Origin of the sequence: Advenella alkanexedens, from assembly GCF_019132845.1 — a bacterium.
In the GTDB taxonomy this organism is placed as follows: Bacteria; Pseudomonadota; Gammaproteobacteria; order Burkholderiales; family Burkholderiaceae_B; genus Advenella; species Advenella alkanexedens.
Genome location: NZ_JAHSPR010000001.1, coordinates 395,142 through 416,247 on the forward strand (window position 1 = coordinate 395,142; position 21,106 = coordinate 416,247).

The 21,106-nt window shown below is 52.4% G+C and carries 18 protein-coding genes; 3 read left to right on the plus strand and 15 right to left on the minus strand.

The window, feature by feature from the left end:
* Positions 1-16 precede the first annotated feature (16 nt).
* Entirely contained in the window at positions 17-565 is a 549-nt protein-coding gene (locus tag KU392_RS01890; RefSeq protein WP_169294057.1) for a peroxiredoxin, read from the plus strand.
* A gap of 185 nt (positions 566-750) precedes the next feature.
* On the opposite strand, the gene ispF is transcribed toward KU392_RS01890, so the two are convergent.
* Both ispF and ispD read right to left on the minus strand, forming a co-directional pair.
* Positions 751-1,236 carry a 2-C-methyl-D-erythritol 2,4-cyclodiphosphate synthase gene (gene ispF / locus KU392_RS01895; protein WP_217734393.1) on the minus strand — a complete coding sequence of 162 codons (486 nt, stop codon included), beginning with the start codon at positions 1,234-1,236 and terminating at the stop codon, positions 751-753.
* A 129-nt stretch (positions 1,237-1,365) separates the two neighbouring features.
* Positions 1,366-2,064, minus strand: a complete 699-nt coding sequence (ispD, locus tag KU392_RS01900; RefSeq protein ID WP_217734476.1) for a 2-C-methyl-D-erythritol 4-phosphate cytidylyltransferase — start codon at positions 2,062-2,064, stop codon at positions 1,366-1,368.
* Positions 2,065-2,307: 243 nt separating this feature from the next.
* Between ispD and mfd the strand changes: the two genes are divergently transcribed.
* Positions 2,308-5,742: a transcription-repair coupling factor gene (gene mfd / locus KU392_RS01905; RefSeq protein WP_343212390.1), complete on the plus strand. Its 3,435-nt coding sequence runs from the start codon at positions 2,308-2,310 to the stop codon at positions 5,740-5,742.
* 57 nt (positions 5,743-5,799) lie between these two features.
* Positions 5,800-6,654, plus strand: coding sequence for a phosphoserine phosphatase SerB (gene serB, locus KU392_RS01910; protein ID WP_217734394.1), 855 nt, complete (start codon positions 5,800-5,802; stop codon positions 6,652-6,654).
* Positions 6,655-6,954: 300 nt separating this feature from the next.
* Here serB and KU392_RS01915 read toward each other — a convergent pair whose 3' ends face one another.
* The 13 genes from KU392_RS01915 to KU392_RS01975 are packed head-to-tail and all read right to left on the minus strand — an operon-like array spanning position 6,955 to position 21,095.
* Positions 6,955-7,452 (minus strand): DUF2818 family protein, encoded by a 498-nt coding sequence (locus KU392_RS01915; protein WP_217734395.1) that lies wholly within the window; start codon positions 7,450-7,452, stop codon positions 6,955-6,957.
* Positions 7,453-7,462: 10 nt separating this feature from the next.
* On the minus strand, positions 7,463-8,947 hold the full coding sequence (gene nuoN / locus KU392_RS01920; RefSeq protein ID WP_169294053.1) for an NADH-quinone oxidoreductase subunit NuoN: 1,485 nt from the start codon (positions 8,945-8,947) through the stop codon (positions 7,463-7,465).
* 9 nt (positions 8,948-8,956) lie between these two features.
* A complete protein-coding gene (locus tag KU392_RS01925; RefSeq protein WP_169294052.1) occupies positions 8,957-10,438 on the minus strand; it encodes an NADH-quinone oxidoreductase subunit M in 1,482 nt (493 codons plus the stop codon).
* 10 nt (positions 10,439-10,448) lie between these two features.
* Entirely contained in the window at positions 10,449-12,458 is a 2,010-nt protein-coding gene (gene nuoL / locus KU392_RS01930; RefSeq protein WP_169294051.1) for an NADH-quinone oxidoreductase subunit L, read from the minus strand.
* Positions 12,459-12,471: 13 nt separating this feature from the next.
* On the minus strand, positions 12,472-12,798 hold the full coding sequence (gene nuoK / locus KU392_RS01935; RefSeq protein ID WP_169294050.1) for an NADH-quinone oxidoreductase subunit NuoK: 327 nt from the start codon (positions 12,796-12,798) through the stop codon (positions 12,472-12,474).
* Positions 12,795-13,421, minus strand: a complete 627-nt coding sequence (locus KU392_RS01940; protein ID WP_169294049.1) for an NADH-quinone oxidoreductase subunit J — start codon at positions 13,419-13,421, stop codon at positions 12,795-12,797. The genes nuoK and KU392_RS01940 overlap by 4 nt, the downstream gene beginning before the upstream one ends.
* Before the next feature lie 18 nt (positions 13,422-13,439).
* On the minus strand, positions 13,440-13,928 hold the full coding sequence (gene nuoI, locus KU392_RS01945) for an NADH-quinone oxidoreductase subunit NuoI (protein ID WP_169294048.1): 489 nt from the start codon (positions 13,926-13,928) through the stop codon (positions 13,440-13,442).
* 14 nt (positions 13,929-13,942) lie between these two features.
* The gene (nuoH, locus tag KU392_RS01950) at positions 13,943-15,037 is read right to left on the minus strand and encodes an NADH-quinone oxidoreductase subunit NuoH (RefSeq protein ID WP_169294047.1); all 1,095 of its coding nucleotides are present in this window, start codon (positions 15,035-15,037) and stop codon (positions 13,943-13,945) included.
* Positions 15,037-17,346, minus strand: a complete 2,310-nt coding sequence (gene nuoG, locus KU392_RS01955) for an NADH-quinone oxidoreductase subunit NuoG (RefSeq protein WP_217734396.1) — start codon at positions 17,344-17,346, stop codon at positions 15,037-15,039. The genes nuoH and nuoG overlap by 1 nt, the downstream gene beginning before the upstream one ends.
* A 9-nt stretch (positions 17,347-17,355) precedes the next feature.
* Complete coding sequence (gene nuoF / locus KU392_RS01960; RefSeq protein WP_169294045.1) at positions 17,356-18,714, minus strand: NADH-quinone oxidoreductase subunit NuoF; 1,359 nt, start codon at positions 18,712-18,714, stop codon at positions 17,356-17,358.
* Positions 18,711-19,202, minus strand: a complete 492-nt coding sequence (gene nuoE, locus KU392_RS01965; RefSeq protein WP_169294044.1) for an NADH-quinone oxidoreductase subunit NuoE — start codon at positions 19,200-19,202, stop codon at positions 18,711-18,713. Before nuoE ends, nuoF begins: the two co-directional genes overlap by 4 nt.
* A 26-nt stretch (positions 19,203-19,228) precedes the next feature.
* Complete coding sequence (locus KU392_RS01970; protein WP_169294043.1) at positions 19,229-20,485, minus strand: NADH-quinone oxidoreductase subunit D; 1,257 nt, start codon at positions 20,483-20,485, stop codon at positions 19,229-19,231.
* A 1-nt stretch (position 20,486) separates the two neighbouring features.
* Positions 20,487-21,095, minus strand: coding sequence for an NADH-quinone oxidoreductase subunit C (locus KU392_RS01975; RefSeq protein WP_217734397.1), 609 nt, complete (start codon positions 21,093-21,095; stop codon positions 20,487-20,489).
* Between the last annotated feature and the right edge of the window lie 11 nt (positions 21,096-21,106).

Genomic DNA, 21,106 nt, shown 5'->3' on the forward strand with positions numbered 1-21,106 from the left:
AAATAAGGAAAAAAACATGAAAACCATTGGTGACAAACTGGAAGCGTTTAAAGTAATCGGCGTCAAGCCTGGCTTCAATACACCCGAAGAAAACGGTGTTTCCGCCTTCGAAGACATTACAGAAAGCTCTTTCCCGGGAAAATGGAAAATCATCTATTTTTACCCTAAAGACTTCACCTACGTCTGCCCCACCGAAATTGTCGGTTTCAACAATCTGGTACAGGAATTTGCCAACCGTGACGCGGTTCTCATGGGCGGCTCGGTTGATAACGAATTTTGCAAATTGGCCTGGCGCCGCGAAAATGCCGAACTGGACAAACTGGGCCATTATTCATTCGCCGACTCTACCGGTTCATTAATAGACCAACTGGGCATCCGTGACAAATCGGCCGGTGTTGCCCTGCGCGCCACCTTTATTGTCGACCCCGACAACATCATCCAGCATGTCTCAGTGAACAACCTGAATGTTGGGCGCAACCCGGAAGAAGTCCTGCGTATTCTGGACGGCCTGCAAACCGACGAACTCTGCCCCTGCGGCCGTGAAACCGGCGGAAGCACACTTTGACATCGCCGCCGCCCTGAAGGACGGCGATTTTTACGGCGCTCAGGCGGCAATCGCCTGAATTTGCTACTTGAATCGCCTGAATTTGCTACTTGAATCGCCTGAATTACTCGTTCCCACGCTCCTGCGTGGGAATGCATAACCCGTGGGCGTTACCACGCAGGAGCGTGGAAACGAGGACGGCAAGATCACCCCTTCGCCAGCAACACCACCACCGTTGCCGCAATCCCCTCTTTCCGGCCCAAATATCCCAAATGCTCATTGGTTTTGCCTTTCACATTCACACAATCTTCTGGCAAGCCCAAATCACTGGCAATATTGGCTACCATGGCCGGTGCATGCGGCATGATCCTGGGTGCCTGGGCGTGAATCGTGGCATCCACGTTTACTGCCTGCCAACCCGATTCCCGTACTTTCGCATAGGCCGCCCTTAGCAACACACGACTGTCCGCCCCCTTATATGCCGGATCGGTATCGGGAAAATGCCGGCCAATATCACCCAGGCCCGCTGCCCCCAGCAAGGCATCGGTAATTGCGTGCAACAGGGCATCCGCATCAGAATGCCCCTTAAGCCCGTGCGTGTGCGGTATGGTTACACCACCCAAAATCAAAGGCCGGCCCTCAACCAGTGCATGCACGTCAAACCCCTGACCTACTCTGAAAGGTACTGTCATTTCTTTTCCTGTTCAATTCTTTACTTTACATCCAAACTTTTTTTTCAAGCCTCAGACCACTTCACCAGACCTGATTCAAACACGCCCCGGCAAGCGGCACCGTCAATAAAGACGCTCGCCTGTCAGGCATTATAGCCAATGCGCCATCATGTCAAAATCAGCCGGCCAGGTCACCTTCAGGTTCTCGATACTTCCCTTAACCAGCAAAGGGGCATACCCGCAAAATTCCATGGCCGAAGCCTCGTCCGTTACCTCAAACCCCTGCGCCCTGGCCTTTTGCAAGGCATCGCGCAAAGGCCCGGCCCTGAACATCTGCGGTGTTTGCGCCAGCCACAGGCCGTCACGCGGCACCGTGCTTTCGATCACCTCCAAACCATTATCCACCACCGCCCTTTTAACCGTATCCGGAACGGGCGTTGCCAGAATACCGCCCCGGTCATGCAACAGACAGGTTTGAATCAGCGCCGCCAGGGAATCGGCACGCAAACCCGGACGGGCCGCATCGTGCACCAGCACCCAATCGTGATCGGCCGCCTGGCTGGCCAACAAGGTATTCAGCACCGTATCGGCCCGGCTGGCACCACCACTATGATGAATGCTGACCCGTGCCGGTTCTGGCATGACACAAGCGGCAATATAGGCATCACCCGGTGCCACGCCAATATGCACCCGGTCAATACCGGCATGGCTTAACAAAGCCTTAACCGTATGCACCAGCATGGGCACGCCATTAATCACACGATACTGTTTGGGGCCCGAATGGCCGCTACCTTGTGCACGTGCACCAACACCACCGGCAGGAATCAGGGCGATTATTTTTTCATTCATCATGCTTCAATACCGGGAAATCCCGTCAATACACAAAAACAGCATTATTGCACACGCGAGGCCGCCTGCATGACAGCGGCCCTGAATACGGTTAAAACCGGCAGGCAAAGACCCGCCCGCCCAGGCTGCCCAACTTGCCACACATGACACCGGGTCAAAAGTATCCAAGAACTGTGCAGGTCTTAAAAGCACCCCACATCGCTGTTAAAATAGACCCTTTGAATCCCCCACTTTCCGACTGCTGTGTCTTTACCTTCAATACCCAAACTGCTTTCCAGCCTGAAGCCCGGCCAACGATTCAACCATCCCTGCCCGGCCGGTTCGGGAGATGCCTGGCTATTGGCTGAACTGGCCCAGGCCACCCGAAAAACCATTGTTGTGCTGTGTGCCGACCCCTTGCAGGCGCAGCGGTTGGCCGAAGAAACCAAACGTTTCAACCCGCAAGTCAAGGCACGCCAGCTCCCCGATTGGGAAACCCTGCCCTATGACGGCTTTTCACCCCACCAGGACCTTATTTCCGCACGCCTGAAAACCCTGCATGCCCTCATGCTTGAAGAGGTGGACATCCTTACCGTACCGGTCACCACGGCCCTGTACCGGCTACCGCCCCCCTCTTTTCTGGCTGCCTACACCTTTTCATTCAAAAAAGGCGATCGCGTTAATGAGTCAGCCCTGCGTGAACAACTCATCCTGGCCAACTACACCCATGTAACCCAGGTAACCGCCGCCGGTGAGTTCTGCATCCGCGGCAGCTTGATTGACCTGTTCCCCATGGGTTCGGTGGTGCCTTACCGGATCGATCTTTTCGATGATGAAATAGACTCCATCCGCAGTTTTGATATCGACACCCAGCGCAGCCTGTACCCGGTCAATGAAATCCAGCTCTTGCCCGGCCGTGAGTTTCCCATGGATGAAGAAGCCCGCACCCGGTTCCGTTCGCGCTTTCGGGAAGTATTTGAGGGCGACCCGTCCCGCTGCCTGCCCTATAAAGACGTGGGTAACGGCATTGCCTTTGCCGGCATCGAATACTACCTGCCGCTGTTTTTTGATGAAACCGCCACCCTGTTCAATTACTTGAAGCCTGAAACCATCACGGTCACCCTGGGTGATCTGGAAGATGCAATTGCACGCTTTCACAGTGACACCCACAGTCGCTACAACTTCATCAAATCAGACCGCGAACGGCCCGTGTTGCCGCCCGAACAGCTGTTCCTGTCACGAGAACAAATTTACAACCAGTTCAAAAATTTCGCCCGCCTTCACCTGGACAGCAAACAGGCCTCGGAAGAAATCATCCCCGCACCCGATGTAGCCGTTGCCCGTCGTGCCGAACACCCCTTTGCCAAGTTGCAGGAAATGCTCGAACGCGGACAACATAAAATTTTACTGTGCGCCGATTCGGCCGGCCGTCGCGAAACCCTGCTGCAAATGTTGCAGGAGCACATGCTGACACCCGCCACCAGCCAGGAAACCATTCACGAATTTATCGGATCCGAGTCCGCTTTCGGCATGGTGGTGGCTCCCATCAATACCGGCTTTCTGGTCAAGCACCTTAACTTTGTCCTGCTCACCGAAAACGAACTGTACCCCGGCACGGCCACTTACACCCAACGCCGCCGCAGGCAGCAGGAACGCAGCAGCGATGTGGACGCCATGGTGCGCGACCTGTCCGAACTGCGCGAAGGCGACCCGGTGGTGCATGTCCAGTACGGCATTGGCCGCTATCATGGCCTGGTCAATATGGACTTGGGCGAAGGCAACGTCGAACTGTTACACCTGGAATATGCCAATAAAAGCACCCTGTACGTACCGGTTTCACAATTGCATGTCATTGCCCGCTACAGCGGTGCCGACCCCGAACATGCCCCCCTGCACCAGCTGGGCTCGGGCCAGTGGGACAAGGCCCGTAAAAAAGCCGCCAAACAAATCCGCGATGCCGCTGCCGAACTGCTTAACCTGTATGCCCTGCGGGCCGCACGCCAGGGTTATTCCTTCAAGCTGCCCTTTAGCGATTACCAAAGTTTTGTGGAAGGCTTCGGTTTTGAGGAAACCGCTGATCAGGCCGCTGCCATTGAGGCCGTCATCAATGACATGACTTCAGGCAAACCCATGGACCGGCTGGTGTGCGGTGATGTGGGTTTTGGCAAAACCGAAGTGGCCCTGCGCGCTGCCTTCCTGAGTGTAGCCAATGGCAAACAGGTGGCCTTGCTATGCCCCACCACCCTGCTGGCCGAACAACACGCCCAAACCTTCGCCGACCGCTTTGCCGACTGGCCTGTGAACGTGGCCGAACTGTCACGTTTCAGGTCTGGCAAAGAAGTGGCAGCCACCATAGAAGGCATTGCCAAAGGCACGGTGGACATCGTCATTGGCACCCATAAAATCCTTTCCAAAGACGTCCAGTTCAAGGAGCTGGGCCTGGTGATTATTGATGAAGAACACCGCTTTGGCGTGCGCCAGAAAGAGGCCCTGAAAGCCCTGCGCGCCGAAGTCGATGTGTTAACCCTGACCGCCACCCCGATTCCGCGTACCCTGGGCATGTCACTGGAAGGCATCCGTGATTTTTCAGTGATTGCCACCGCCCCGCAAAAACGGCTGGCCATTAAAACTTTTGTGCGCCGTGAAGACGGCAGCACCATTCGCGAGGCCGTGCTGCGTGAACTCAAGCGTGGCGGACAGGTTTACTTCCTGCATAATGAAGTGGAAACCATCAACAACCGCAAGGCACGTCTGCAAGAGCTGGTGCCCGAGGCACGCATTGCCGTGGCCCATGGCCAAATGCCCGAGCGAGAACTGGAAGAAGTCATGAAAGGCTTCTACCAGCAGCGTTTCAATGTGCTGCTGTGCACCACCATTATTGAAACCGGGATTGACGTGCCCAGCGCCAACACAATTATTATCCATCGTGCCGACCGCCTGGGTCTGGCCCAGCTGCACCAGTTGCGTGGCCGGGTTGGCCGCTCACACCATCAGGCCTATGCCTACCTGTTAACGCCGGGCGAGGATGCGATTACCAACAATGCCAAAAAACGCCTTGAAGCAATCCAATCCATGGAAGAACTGGGCTCGGGCTTTTTCCTGGCCATGCACGACCTGGAAATCCGAGGTACCGGCGAAGTGCTGGGCGAATCACAATCGGGCAATATCCATGAAATCGGTTTTTCCATGTACACCGACATGCTGAACGAGGCGGTACGCGCCCTGAAAGCCGGTGAAGAACCCGATCTGGAGTCGCCTTTTGCCCCCGTCTGTGAAGTCAAGCTGCATACTTCCGCCCTGCTGCCTTCGGATTACTGTGGCGATGTCCATGCCCGCCTGGCGATTTACAAACGCCTGTCACACGCCAAAAACGAAGACGAGCTACTGAGCATACAGGAAGAACTGATCGACCGTTTTGGCAAACTGCCCGAACCGGCCGTCATGCTGATCACCACCCACAGGCTGCGTATTCTGGCCGAACCGCTGGGCATTATCCGCCTTGATATCAGCGATGAACAGGCCATGCTGCATTTTGGCCCCAAAGCCAATATAGACCCCCTGCGCATGATAGAGCTGGTGCAGAGACAAAAACACATCCGCTTTAGCGGTGCCGACAAACTGCGCATGGAACTGGCTAAAATGCCCGATATCAACCAGCGCATGAATGCGGTACGCCAGCTGCTGAAATCCCTATACTGACTGTTTGTTTACACTTAAAATCACTCAAGCATAAACCAATTTATTTTAATCCAAACCATGACCACACACCTTATCCTGCAAACTTCAAGCATTCTTGGCAACCTGATTGAACATGCTGCCGCCATTTCAAGCGCCAATGGCATTCATCACATCAACAGCTGCGCTGCCCGCCTGATCGACGTGGATCCCGCCAGCCGTGAAGAAATCATGCAATGGGCAGCCGCCAACCGGGTGGATACGGCTTTCATCAATGATTACAAACCTCTTACCGAGATGAAAGTGCTGGCCATGGATATGGACTCTACCTTGATTAACATTGAGTGCATTGACGAAATTGCCGATATGGCCGGACGCAAGCAACAGGTGTCGGCCATTACCGAAGCAGCCATGCGGGGTGAAATCAAGGATTTTTCAGAAAGCCTGCGTCGTCGGGTGGCCTTGCTCGAAGGCGTACCGGCCAGTGCGCTTGAAAAAGTGTATGAAGAACGCTTGCGCCTGAATCCCGGCGCGGAAAAACTGGTCCAGGGTGCACAAGCGGCCGGCCTGAAAGTATTGCTGGTGTCCGGCGGCTTTACATTCTTTACCGAAAGGCTGCAGGCACGGTTGGGGCTTGATGAGATTCATGCCAATACGCTGGAGATTGAAAACGGTGTGTTAACCGGCCACGTGCTGGGAGATATTGTAGATGGCCAGGCCAAGGCAAATTTCCTGAAAGCGCTGGCAGAAAAAGAAAATGCCCTGCCCGAGCAATGCATTGCCATGGGTGATGGTGCGAATGACCTGATTATGATGGGCCATGCGGCTTATTCAGTGGCTTACCGGGCAAAACCGGTGGTGCAGGCACAGGCGGCTTTCAGCATTAATTATTCGGGGCTGGATGCGGTGCTGAATTATTTTAAACAGGATGCCTGAAGCACCTCGTTATACGCTGGTTTCCTTAAACAGGTATAAGGGGTATTGCCCCCCTATTGGGGGTGCGATTCTGCCCGCAGGGCGGTTGGAGCAACACCAATAGGGGCAATACCCCGCTTTATAACGAAGCCGAAGCCACTACCCCAGCCTATCCCGTTTCATCACAAACCCAAAATCCTGGCTTTGGCCTCACCCTAATTATTATGATAGGGTACACGGCCAGTTCCGTTTTGTACTAAAAAAGCCTGGCTATTTGCATAACCAGGCTTTTTCATGAAATACTTCCGTATATCACATATCTTAAACGTGTTTTTTGGGGTGCCGCAATAAATGCCGGAACACAAATCCCGGATAGGCCATCACGACATACAAACAGGCAAAAATGGCCCAGAACTCCCAACCCTGGGCAATCGGATTGGTATAGTAAGCCTCTAGTGCAAAACCCACGGCAGCAACCACAAAGAAAAACACAGTCACTTCCATCAGCCGATTTACAAAAGTTTTCACCTTAAGATGGGGAGTCATTACTTGCCCTGGCAGATAAACACCACCCACTATCAAGGCCACACCCACCGCCAGCATCAGGGTATCAGAAGCAGGCCGTGACAGCAAATAACAACCCGCCCCTACCGCCACATAAGCCAACAAGGCCCGCAAAAAGTAAAACAGGCCATTTTTATCAGGTTCACCCTGCTGCTTCCACGGCACGAAAGCAAACGCCCTTTCAGTCAGAAATGGCAACAATGCCGTGGCAAAAGCCAGAAGAATCAGTAACCAAATGGCAGAAGCAGGAAACATATGCAGAACCCTAGAATTTCAGTGAGGCGTCAATCACCTGCACACACAATGTCATTAAACCGCCAGGCAAGATGCCCAACAGGATAATAAGCAATACGTTGACAGACATGACACCACTACGGAAAGACAGTTGGTTGCCAATAACCGGTGCATCGGCTGCCGGTTCGTCAAAGTACATGACCTTGACCACGCGCAGGTAGTAGAACGCACCAATTAACGAGAACAGAATGGCAATAATGGACAGAGACAGGTAACCGGCGGCAATCGCTGCCTGCAGGACAACCAGTTTCGCATAGAAACCAACCAGCGGGGGAATACCAGCCAATGAGAACATCAGGACAAGAACCCCGAATGCCATCATTGGACTGCGGCGATTAAGACCTTTCAGGTCACTGATTTCCTCGCACTCAAAACCCTGACGGCTAAGTAGCAGGATAATGCCAAAGCTGGCCAGCGTGGTCAACACATAGGTAATCATGTAAAACACGGCTGAACCGTAAGCACCAATCGCCAGGGTACCGTTGGCATTCACGCCAGACAGCAGCCCAAGCAGCACAAAACCCACGTGCGAAATGGTGGAGTAAGCCAGCATACGCTTGAAGTTGGTTTGCATGATGGCAGTCAGGTTACCGATAGCCAATGACAATACAGCCAGGATCACCAGCATTTGTTGCCAGCTTTCGGCCAGGCCGTGCAGACCCTCAATCAGGAAGCGCAACACCATGGCCAGTGCAGCCAGTTTGGGGGCAGCACCAATAGTCAAGGTGATCGCGGTAGGCGCACCCATGTACACGTCAGGGAGCCACATGTGGAAAGGCACGGCACCCAGCTTGAACGCCAGGCCGCAAACCACAAACACCGTACCCAGTACCATGGCCATATAGCTGACATTACCGGACTTGATCACCTCGGCAACACCTGCCAGGTCGATATGACCGGTGGCACCGTAAACCATGGAAATACCATACAGCATGAAACCGGAGGCCAGTGAACCCAGCACGAAATATTTCATGGCTGACTCAACCGCAACCAGTGAATCACGACGAACGGCAACCAGTGCATACAGAGCCAATGACATCAACTCCAGACCCAGATAAATGGTAAGCATGCTGGATGCTGAAATCATGACCATCTGACCGACCAGGGCAAACAGGGTCAAGGAATAAAGCTCTCCTCCCTTGACCATGTCACGATCAATCACGTATTGACGGCTGTAAATCAGTGTCACCATGACTGCCAGGTATGACGCCACTTTCAGAAGGTGCGCAAGAGGATCGGTAACGTAGTGACCATAGAAAGTTTGGCCAGCGACACCGGCATTCCACTGGTACAGTGACACCAAAGTGACAATGACCAGTGCGCCTAGCGAGAGAACGTAGGTAAGTGACCTGTTTTTGGAAGGAATGAACACATCCACCAGCAGGATCAGCGTTGCCAGGACACTTAATGTAATCTCCGGCAAGGCGAGTGCAAAATTAAATTGATTTTCCATCATTGTCCAGACTTACAGTTTAGAAATTGCAACATGCTCCAACAATTGTTGGAGAGAAACGTGCATCACATCGGTGAAGGGTTTCGGATGAATACCCATGTACAGCACAAAAACAGCCAGCAAGCCCAGAATCAGGAATTCGCGGCAATTGATGTCTTTCAATTCACGGACATGGTCATGTTTGATTTCGCCATAAGCCACACGTTTGACCATCCAGAGGGAATACGATGCACCCCATAATAAAGCGGTTGCAGTCAGCAAACCAATCCAGAAGTTGAATTCGACGGCACCCAGGATAACCAGGAATTCGCCGATAAAACCGCTGGTGGCTGGCAGGCCGGCATTCGCCATGGAAAACAGCACAAAGAAGGTCACGAATTTGGGCATTACATTGACCACGCCACCGTAATCGGAAATCTGGCGACTGTGTACGCGGTCATACAGCACCCCGATACACATGAACATGGCACCAGAAACGAAACCGTGGGAAATCATCTGAACCACAGCACCTTCAAGACCGGTCACGTTGAACATGAAAAAGCCCAGTGTGACAAAACCCATGTGAGCAACCGATGAGTAAGCCACCAGTTTTTTCATGTCATCCTGAACAATCGCCACCAGACCAATATAGATAACCGCAATCAGGGACAGGGCTATCATGATGCCGGCCAGGCTTTGTGAGGCATCAGGGGCAATCGGCAAGGAAAAGCGCAGGAAGCCGTAGGCACCCAGCTTCAGCATGATGGCCGCCAGTACGATAGAACCACCGGTAGGTGCTTCAACGTGGGCATCGGGCAACCAGGTATGAACCGGCCACATGGGTACCTTCACGGCAAAAGCGGCAAACAAAGCGATAAAGATCAATACCTGTGGTGTATAACCCAGTTTGGCAGCCTGCCAGGCGGCGATATCAAAGGTACCGGTAACGGTATACAGATAGATAAACGCAACCAAAGTAAGCAGTGAACCCAGCAAGGTATACAGGAAAAACTTGAAGGCGGCATAAACGCGGTTGGGGCCACCCCAGACACCGATAATGATATACATCGGTATCAGGGTTGCCTCAAAGAACACGTAGAACAGCAAACCGTCAAGCGCCACAAACACGCCCACCATAAGACCTGACAAAATCAGGAAGGCAGCCATGTATTGGGCAACACGATTGGTAATGACTTCCCAGCCGGCCAGCACCACAATGATAGTGATGAAAGCGGTTAACAGCACAAACCAGATGGAAATGCCGTCAACCCCCAAATGGTAGGAAGCGTTGAATGCCGCAATCCAGGAAATATTCTCAACGAACTGCATATTGGCCGTTGATGAATCGAACCCGAAATAAATGGGCAGGGTAACCAGAAAACTGACGATAGCGCCAACCAGAGCCATCTTGCGAGTATAGTCGGCCCGGTCATCTCGACCGAAGATCAACACCAGTATACCCGCAATAATTGGCACGAATATCGACAAGGAAAGCCAAGGAATAGTAGTAGTCATTTCGCCCATCTTAGTTTACCAGCACAAAGAAAGTAATTAATGCAATCACGCCAGCAATCATCGCAAACGCGTAGTGATAGATATAGCCGGACTGCAAGTAGCGGCTGACGGCGGCAATCCAGCCTACCAGCCTTGTACTTCCACCAATAATTGCGCCATCAATAATACCTTTATCACCCACTTTCCAGAAAACGCCACCCAGGCCACGAACGGCACGGGCAATCACGTTTTCATTGAACCAGTCAGCATAATATTTGTTTTCCAGAATACGGTTGATACCGGAAAATGCCTGATACACCTTGGCTGGAAGCTTGGGATTAACGATATAGCAATACCAGGCAGTCACCAGACCGGCAATCATCAGCCAGAACGGAGCTGTTTGGAAAGCATGCAGGCCATAGGCAAGCCAACCGTGGAAATGACTGGCCAATTCCGCCATGGCGGGATGGTCAGGGGAAATCACGATGGCATCACCAAAGAAGCCTTTGAACAGCATTGGATCAATAGCCCAGGCACCGACAAAGATGGATGGGACCGCCAACAGGATCAGCGGCAAGGTAACCACCCATGGCGATTCGTGTGGAACGCCACCGTGATGACCATGATCATCATGTTTCTTGCCATGTGCAGGCTTGGTATTGAAACGCTCTTTTCCATGGAAAACCAGGAAATAAAGACGGAATGAATACAGTGAAGTGACAAACACACCGATGAGCGTAGACCAGTAAGCAAAATTGGCGCCCCAGACATTGGCCAGACCAGCCGCTTCAATCACGTTCTCTTTAGAGTAGAAACCGGAGAAAAACGGGGTACCGACCAGTGACAGCGTACCAATCAGGAAAGTAATCCAGGTGATGGGCATGTATTTACGCAGCCCACCCATGTTACGGATATCCTGGTCATGGTGCATGCCGATAATGACAGAACCAGCGCCAAGGAATAACAGGGCCTTGAAAAAGGCGTGTGTCATCAAGTGGAAAATAGCCACGGGATAGGCTGACGCACCCAATGCCACGGTCATGTAACCCAGCTGTGACAGGGTCGAGTAAGCCACCACACGCTTGATATCGGTTTGGATGATACCCAGGATACCCAGGAACAGCGCACCGATACTGCCGATCACGATAATGAATGACAAGGCGGTTGAAGACAGCTCGAACAAGGGAGAAAACCGGGCAACCATAAAGATACCGGCCGTCACCATGGTCGCCGCGTGAATCAGGGCGGAAATGGGGGTAGGACCTTCCATGGAGTCGGGCAGCCAGGAATGCAAAGGCACCTGGGCGGATTTACCCATTGCACCAATGAACAGGCAGATGCAGGCAACCGTGAGCAGTTTCCAGTCGGTACCCGGGAAAATCAGGGCATCCAGGGAGTCTGCCTGAGCGAAAATTTCCGAATAACGCATGGAACCGGTATAGGCAAACAACAGGCCGATACCCAATACAAAACCGAAGTCACCCACACGGTTCATGATGAACGCTTTCATGTTGGCGAAAATGGCGGTGTCACGGGTAAACCAGAAACCGATCAGCAGGTAAGAAACCAGGCCCACTGCTTCCCAGCCAAAGAACAGCTGCAGCATATTGTTGGACATGACCAGCATCAGCATTGAGAAAGTAAACAATGAGATGTAGGAAAAGAAGCGCTGGTAACCCGGATCATCAACCATATAGCCAATGGTATAAATATGCACCATAAGCGAAACGGAAGTGACCACCACCATCATCAGGGCGGTTAACGGGTCAATCAGGAAGCCGACTTCAAACACCTTGGTGCCAACCAGGGTCCAGGTATAAATGGCCTGGTCATAATAAGCACCGTTAACGGCTACTTCATACAAGGTATAAAGCGAGCCAAGGAAAGAAATGGCAACAAGCAGGATCGTCAGGCTGTGCGCACCCTTGCGACTGACCGAACGTCCGAAAAATCCTGTGCCAAAAAGACCGGTAATCACGGCACCTGCGAGCGGCGCCAGCGCGATCAGCAATAAAAAGGCACTAGAGAATGTTGGTGTCATGCTGTAATTCCCCTTACCCTTTCAAACGACCGACGTCGTCAACATTAATGGAATTGATTCTGCGGAACAACAGGACCAGGATAGCCAGGCCGATTGCGGCCTCGGCGGCGGCAACGGTCAGGATAAAGAACACGAAGATCTGTCCTGACGTTTCGGGCAAGCCATTGGCACCCGGATTCCACATGGAAAATGCCACGAAATTGATATTCACCGACAACAGCATAAGCTCGATGGACATCAAAAGACTAATAAGATTACGGCGATTCAGAAAAACACCAAATACGCCCAGGGCAAACATGATTGCCCCCAAAATCAGATAATGTGCCAAAGTTAGCGTCATTCTGAATCCCCTTCTTTTACTGGCGCAGCTTCTTCTTTTTCAGATTTCATGCTGACAAGTCTTACGCGGTCTGCGGCATTGACATGCAGCTGATCACTGGCAACAACGTATTTTCTATTGCGACGTTCACGCAGGGTAAGTGCAATGGCTGAAATCATGCCAACCAACAGCACCAGTCCACCCACCTGAATCGGGAATGAATACTCGCTGTACATCGCCACACCCAGCTCAAGCGTGTTGTTATAGGAATCGGGCAAGGCAACCGGATCACCCGAACCGTAGTACACCGTACCCAGCACAAAGGCAATTTCCAGAACCATAATGCCACCGACCACCAGACCCAAAGGCAGGTAAGTACGGAAACCGGCACGCAAGGCCTCGGGCACCACGTCAATCATCATGACCACAAACAGGAACATGACCATCACGGCACCCACGTAAATCACAATCAGCACCAGGCCCAGGAATTCTGCGCCGATCAGAATCCACAGCAAAGCTGCTGTCACAAAAGACAGAATCAGATGCAAAACAGCCGTAACGGGACTGCGCGAAGTAATCACCCGCGCACCGGCCACCACCAGGATCGCGGCCAATATATAGAACAAAACAGTAGTAAAAGTCATAGTTTGCTCACCTGCCGATTATCTGTAGGGCGCATCGGTTGCACGACGTGCAGCGATCTCGGATTCATATTTATCACCTACTGCAAGCAACATATCTTTGGTGAAATACAGATCGCCCCGTTTCTCACCGTGGTATTCGTGGATATGGGTTTCCACGATGGAATCCACCGGACAGCTTTCTTCACAAAAACCGCAGAAGATACATTTGGTTAAGTCAATATCGTAGCGCGTGGTGCGACGTGTTCCATCGTCACGCTCTTCGGATTCGATAGTAATGGCCATCGCAGGACACACGGCCTCGCACAGTTTACAGGCAATACAGCGCTCTTCACCGTTGGGATAACGGCGCAACGCATGCAAACCCCGAAAACGTGGAGACATGGGCGTTTTCTCGTGAGGATAACGCAGTGTAATCTTGCGCTTGAAGAAATACCTGCCGGTCAGGGCCATTCCCTTTAACATCTCGGTCAGCATGAAACTGCCGAAGAAATCTTTAATAGCACTCATAATTTTCTTCTAGCCTATTTCCAAATATTGAACGGTGTCTGCATCCAGATGGCAACAATCAGGAACCATACACCCGTTAATGGAAGGAAGATCTTCCAGCCCAGACGCATGATCTGGTCATAACGATAGCGGGGAAACGAAGCCCGGAACCAAATAAAGAAAGACACGACAAAGAATGTTTTAAGACCCAGCCACAACCAGCCTGGCACCCAGGTAAACGGAGCGAAATCCAGCGGAGATGACCAGCCGCCCAGGAACATGATGGAAGCCATGGCTGACAACAGAATCATGTTGGCATACTCAGCCAGGAAGAACATGGCAAAACCCATACCAGAGTATTCCACCATGTGACCGGCCACAATTTCAGACTCACCCTCGACCACGTCAAAGGGATGACGGCAGGTTTCGGCAACCGTTGAAATCACATACACCACAAACAGGGGCAACAGGGGCAACCAGTTCCATGACAGGAAAGTCAGGCCACGATCGGCAAACCAGCCACTTAATTGACCCTGCACGATACCATTCATGTTTAAAGTACCTGATACCAGCAGCACGGTAACCAGCACGACACCCATACCCAGTTCATAGGAAATCATTTGTGCCGAAGCACGCATGGCACCCAAAAACGGATATTTGGAGTTGGATGACCAGCCCGCGATAATAACGCCATAAACACCCAGTGAGGTAATGGCCATGACATACAGCAAGCCGGCATTGATGTTGGCCAGTACGGTTTCAGGGCCAAAAGGAATAACGGCCCATGCTGCCAGTGCCGGCAGCAAAGTCATGACAGGTGCCAGAATATAAAGCACCTTGTTGGATTTTTCAGGAACAATGACTTCTTTGGTAAGAAGCTTGAACACGTCCGCAAAAGGCTGCAACAATCCGCCGGGACCCACGCGGTTGGGACCACGACGAACGTGCATGTAACCAATCATGCGGCGTTCCCACAAAGTCAGGAAAGCCACACAGATAATGATTGGCAGGGCAATAATCAGGATTTTGATGATTGACCACAACACCAGCCACGGTGTTGCACCGATCAGACCGGCGCCCCAGGCATCAAATGCGGCAACGCCATCAGTGAACCAAGACCAGATATCCATTAGACGCGCTCCACAGTAAGTTGAGCAAAGGCACTACCCAATGCTGCTGTTTGTTCGAATGCGTGGGAAATACGCACAGTATTATTGACCAGCGTGTCGTCTTGCTGAACTTCAAGCGTCACTTCGCCACTGGCAGATTTCACTTTTACCTGATTGCCTGCCACCAGTGCCAAAGAGCCCATGGTTTGCGCATTCATGCGGGCCTTGGGAGCGGCACTTGCCGGAGACTGCTGCAAGGATTCGGCACGACGAACAATCGCATCGGTACGATAGATAGGCACATCAGCCACACGCTCAAGACCGACCGGCGCCACGGCAGACGCCTTGGGCGCTGCAATGACCTTGTTATCCAGGCGTGCTGTATAGCCATTTTGCAGTACTGCATCACGGATGGTTTCGGAGGTTTCGTCTTCGAAGTCGGACAACTTGAGAAGATTACCCAATACACGCAGCACTTTCCAGCCTGGGCGGCTTTGGCCTTTTCCGGCAACTACGCCCTTGAAGCTTTGCGCCCGGCCTTCAGCATTGACAAACGTACCGGAAGTTTCGGTGAACGGTGCCACCGGCAACATGATACGTGCCCAATCCTGGGCGGCCGATTTGTAAGGTGTTAATGCAATGGAGAAAGCATTGGCCAGCATTTCCTGGGCCTTGGGACCATTGTCACAGTCAAGCTTGGGTTCGGCATGCAACACAATAAATGCCTTCAGCTGGTTTTGCAGCATCTTGGGCAGATTCATACCGTTTTCTTTGGCGACGGCACCTGCCAGATAACCACCCACCGTATTGGCACCGGCAGTTAAAAAGCCCAGTTTTGCGTTAATACCGTTGGCAACCACTTGTGCATGAGCGGCAATATTGGAAGCGTCGGGTGCTGAAACCGCCGTATTACCCAGCAGTACCGCACTATTGCTGCCACTTGCCAGAATCGCGGCAATTTTCTGGACAGGATCATTTTCATCGGCCCGTGTACCCTCTTTTTGGGCGGCCAATGCATTACCCAGTTTTACCAGGGTAGCAGCAAGCTGACTGGGCGCCACGGTAAGACGGGCGGCCAGCGGGAACAGCGGATTATCGCCAAAGCTGTCGATAAACACGATCTGTGCACCCTTCTTGGCAGCCTGACGCAGACGCTGTGCAAACAAAGGATGATCTTTGCGCAGGGATGATCCCACCACCAGCACCCGATCAAGATTGTTGAGTTCGGCAATGGGCATGCCCAACCATGGCACACCGTTTAATGAGGTTTCAAAACTGGCGTCATTCTGGCGCAGGCGAAAATCAATGTGTTCGGAACCCAGACCACGCACCAGACGTCCCAGCAAAGCCAGTTCCTCAACGGTTGCATACTCGGTTGCCAAAGCACCAATCTGACCAATACCCTGGGTTTCGTTGATACGGCCCAGTGCTTGTGCAGCCGCTGTTAACGCGTCATTCCAGGAAGCTTCACGCCATACGTTATCATCACCCTTGATCATGGGGGTTTGCAGACGGTCTTCGCTGCCCAGGCCTTCATAAGACCAGCGGTCTTTGTCGGTAATCCAGCATTCGTTGACGTCTTCATTTTCGAAAGGAACCACGCGCTTGACGTTGTCACCCTTGACCTGAACCACCAGGTTGCTGCCCACGCTATCGTGTGGACTGACAGAACGGCGACGGGCCAGTTCCCAGGTACGGGCCGTATAACGGAAAGGCCTGGAGGTAAGTGCACCGACCGGACAAACGTCAATCATGTTGCCGGACAGCTCGGACTCAATGGATTTGCCTACAAAGGTGGTGATTTCAGAATGCTCACCACGGCCAACCATGCCGAGCTCCATAATGCCGCCCACTTCCTGGCCGAAACGGACACAACGCGTGCAATGAATGCAGCGGCTCATTTCCTCGGCGGAAATCAGGGGACCGACGTCTTTATGAAAAACCACACGTTTTTCTTCCTGATAGCGGGATTCGGACTGGCCATAACCCACGGACAAGTCCTGCAGCTGGCACTCTCCGCCCTGATCGCAGATGGGGCAATCAAGGGGGTGGTTGATCAGCAGGAATTCCATGACCGCCTTTTGTGCGGCAATCGCCTTGGCCGAACAGGTATGGACAACCATGCCCTGGGTAACCGGTGTGGCACATGCCGGCAACGCTTTGGGTGCTTTTTCCACTTCAACCAGGCACATGCGGCAGCTGGCTGCAATTGACAGTTTTTTGTGATAACAGAAATGCGGCACGTAGACCCCCAGTTCCTGGGCCGCATGCATAACCATGCTGCCTTCAGGTACTGATACGGGTTTGCCGTCTATGGTAAGTTCAACCATTGCTTTGACCTACAGATAGTGAGGAACCACACATTGCTTATGCTCGATGTGGTGCGCGAACTCATCGCGATAATGCTTTAAGAAACCGCGTACGGGCATTGCTGCCGCGTCGCCCAATGCACAAATTGTGCGTCCCATGATATTGCCGGCAACCGTATCAAGCATATCCAAATCTTCAGGACGACCCTGACCGTGTTCAATACGGTTGACAATACGATACAGCCAGCCGGTACCCTCACGGCATGGTGTGCACTGGCCACAGCTTTCTTCATAGTAGAAGTAAGACAGGCGCAGCAATGATTTGACCATGCAACGGGATTCATCCATGACGGTAACCGCACCCGAACCCAGCATTGAGCCGGCCTTGGCAATGGAGTCATAATCCATGGTGCAATCCATCATGATGTCGGCAGGCAGTACGGGAGCACTGGAACCGCCCGGAATAACCGCTTTCAGCTTGCGTCCGTTGCGCATGCCACCCGCCAGTTCAAGCAGGGTCGCAAACGGGGTACCCAAGGGAATTTCGTAAGTGCCGGGACGCTCTACGTCGCCAGTGATGGAAAACAGTTTGGTACCACCATTATTGGGCTTGCCCACTTCAAGGTATTGCTGCCCACCGTTACGGATAATCCAGGGCACGGCGGCAAACGTTTCAGTATTGTTAATGGTGGTGGGCTTGCCATACAGACCAAAGCTGGCGGGAAATGGCGGTTTAAAGCGCGGCTGCCCTTTCTTGCCTTCCAGGGATTCCAGCAAGGCGGTTTCTTCACCGCAGATATAGGCACCATAGCCATGATGGGCATGCAATTGGAAGCTGAAGCTGGAACCCAGGATGTTATCACCCAGGAAACCGGCCTTGCGGGCCTCTTCAAGCGCCTCTTCAAAGCGTTTGTAAATTTCAAAAATCTCGCCGTGGATGTAATTGTATCCAACGGAAATACCCATGGCATAAGCACCAATGGCCATGCCTTCAATCACCGCATGCGGATTGAAACGCAGAATGTCACGATCTTTAAAGGTGCCCGGCTCGCCTTCGTCCGAGTTGCAGACCAGATATTTCTGGCCCGGGAACGTACGGGGCATGAAGCTCCATTTCAGACCGGTCGGAAAGCCTGCACCACCACGACCACGCAAGCCGGATGCCTTGATCTCGGCAATCACGTCTTCCTGGGACATACCGGTCGTGAGGATTTTGCGCAAGGCTTCATAACCGCCCCGTTTCACATAATCTTCAAGATGCCAGTTCTCACCATTGATACCATCAAGGATTTGCGGTTTGATATGACGTCCGTGCAGAGCCATGCTGTTTGACAGGTCATTGCCCGGATTGGCAATCAAACCGTGGGAGTATTTATCCAGAAAACTCATGCCTTTGCCTCCTTGATCAGATCGGCCAGCATTTCATCAATTTTTTCCTGTGACATGCGCACACACATATGGTGGTTATTGACCAGCAGAACGGGTGAATCACCGCAGGCGCCCATACATTCACCCTCTTTCAGGGTAATGGCGCCATCGGGGGTGGTTTCATTAAAACCGATGCCCAGCTTTTCCTTGATGTATTCAGCGGTTTTAACGCCATCACGCAGGGCACAGGGCAAATTGGTACATACCGTTACCTTGAATTTGCCAACGGGTTTCATCTCGAACATATTGTAAAAGGTGGCAACCTCTTGGACTGCAATGGGTTCCACCCCGATATAGCGGGCTACTTCGGCGACCAGATCGCTAGACAGCCAACCATGCTCTTCCTGCGCAATGCGAAGGGAGGACATGATGGCAGACGAACGCTGATCGGCGGGATACTTTGCCAGCTCTTTATCAATCTTTGTATAAGCCTGTTCAGAAAGCAACATTTTTACTATCCAGTTATTCGCCAGTATTAGCGATCAATTTCACCGAACACGATATCTTGTGTACCGATAATGGTTACGGCATCAGCCAGCATGTGACCACGAGACATTTCATCAAGAGATTGCAGGTGGACAAAACCGGGAGCACGGATTTTAAGGCGATAAGGTTTGTTGGCGCCATCGGACACCATATAAATACCAAACTCGCCTTTAGGGTGCTCTACTGCAGAGTAAACCTCGCCAGCCGGCACCTGGAAGCCCTCAGAGAACAGCTTGAAATGGTGAATCAGCTCTTCCATGTTGGTCTTCATGCTTTCGCGCTTGGGCGGGGCAATTTTATGGTTTTCGGTAATGACCGGGCCCGGGTTGTTACGCAGCCAGTGCACGCACTGGGCAATAATGCGGTTACTTTCACGCATTTCAGCCACACGTACCAGATAACGGTCGTAACAGTCGCCATTGACACCAACCGGGATATCAAAATCCAGGCGGTCGTAAACTTCGTAGGGTTGTTTTTTACGCAAATCCCACTCGACCCCGGAACCACGCAGCATGGGACCTGTAAAGCCCAGGGCCTTGGCGCGTTCAGGCTCAACCACACCGATACCCACCAGACGCTGTTTCCAGATACGGTTATCGGTAAGCAGTGTTTCGTATTCGTCGACACAGCCCGGAAAGCGTTTGGTAAATGCCTCGATGAAGTCAAGCAGCGAACCTTCGCGGTCTTCGTTCATTTGATTGATTTCACGCTTGCTGCGGTATTTGGTGTCCATGGTGTTTTTGGGCATGGTATCGGGCAGGTCACGATACACGCCACCGGGACGGTAATAAGCCGCGTGCATGCGGGCACCGGACACGGCTTCGTAGCAGTCCATGAGGTCTTCACGCTCACGGAATGCATACAGCATGACCGCCATGGCACCCACGTCAAGCGCATGCGTACCCACACTCATGAGGTGGTTCAGGATACGGGTGATTTCGTCGAACATGACGCGGATATACTGTGCACGCAGAGGTACTTCAAGACCCAACAGTTTTTCGATGGCCATGACATAAGCGTGTTCGTTACACATCATGGAAACGTAATCAAGGCGATCCATGTATGGCAGGGCTTGCAAATAGGTTTTATGTTCGGCCAGTTTTTCGGTGGCGCGGTGCAGCAGGCCAATATGCGGATCAGCCCGCTGGATGACTTCGCCGTTCAGTTCAAGAATCAGGCGGAGCACACCGTGAGCGGCCGGGTGCTGGGGGCCGAAGTTAAGGGTATAGTTTTTAATTTCTGACATTTTAACGTCCTGCTCCGTAACCTTCTTCACGAATGACCCTTGGTGTTATCTCACGGGGATCTATGGTAACCGGTTGATAAATGACACGTTTGGCTTCTTCGTCATAGCGCATTTCAACATGGCCCGACAAAGGGAAGTCTTTACGGAACGGGTGACCGATGAAACCGTAGTCGGTAAGAATACGACGCAGATCGGGGTGGCCTTCAAAGACGATACCGAAGAGGTCGAAAGCTTCACGCTCGAACCAGCCCAGGCTGGGCCAGACGTTTACCAAAGAAGCCAGCACAGGGAATTCGTTATTGGGTACCCAGGCACGAATGCGCAGGCGCCAGTTATTGCTTAAGGACAGCAGCTGAACGGCTACCGCAAAACGAGCAGGGAATGCTTCAGCGGCGTTAACGGCCGGTGCACCCCAGGTTGAGTAGTCGACACCGGCAAGGTCTATGGCGGTTTCAAAACCCAGCTCAGGCGTATCACGCAGGCGCGCACAGGTTTCTTGCCACTTATTGGCCGGGATTTCCAGGGTAAGCTCACCATGGGCTTCGATCAGGTTGAGCTGATCGCCCAGATGGGCAAGCACATTTTGTTTTAAAGTTTGTAAACGAGACATAGGATTTTCGT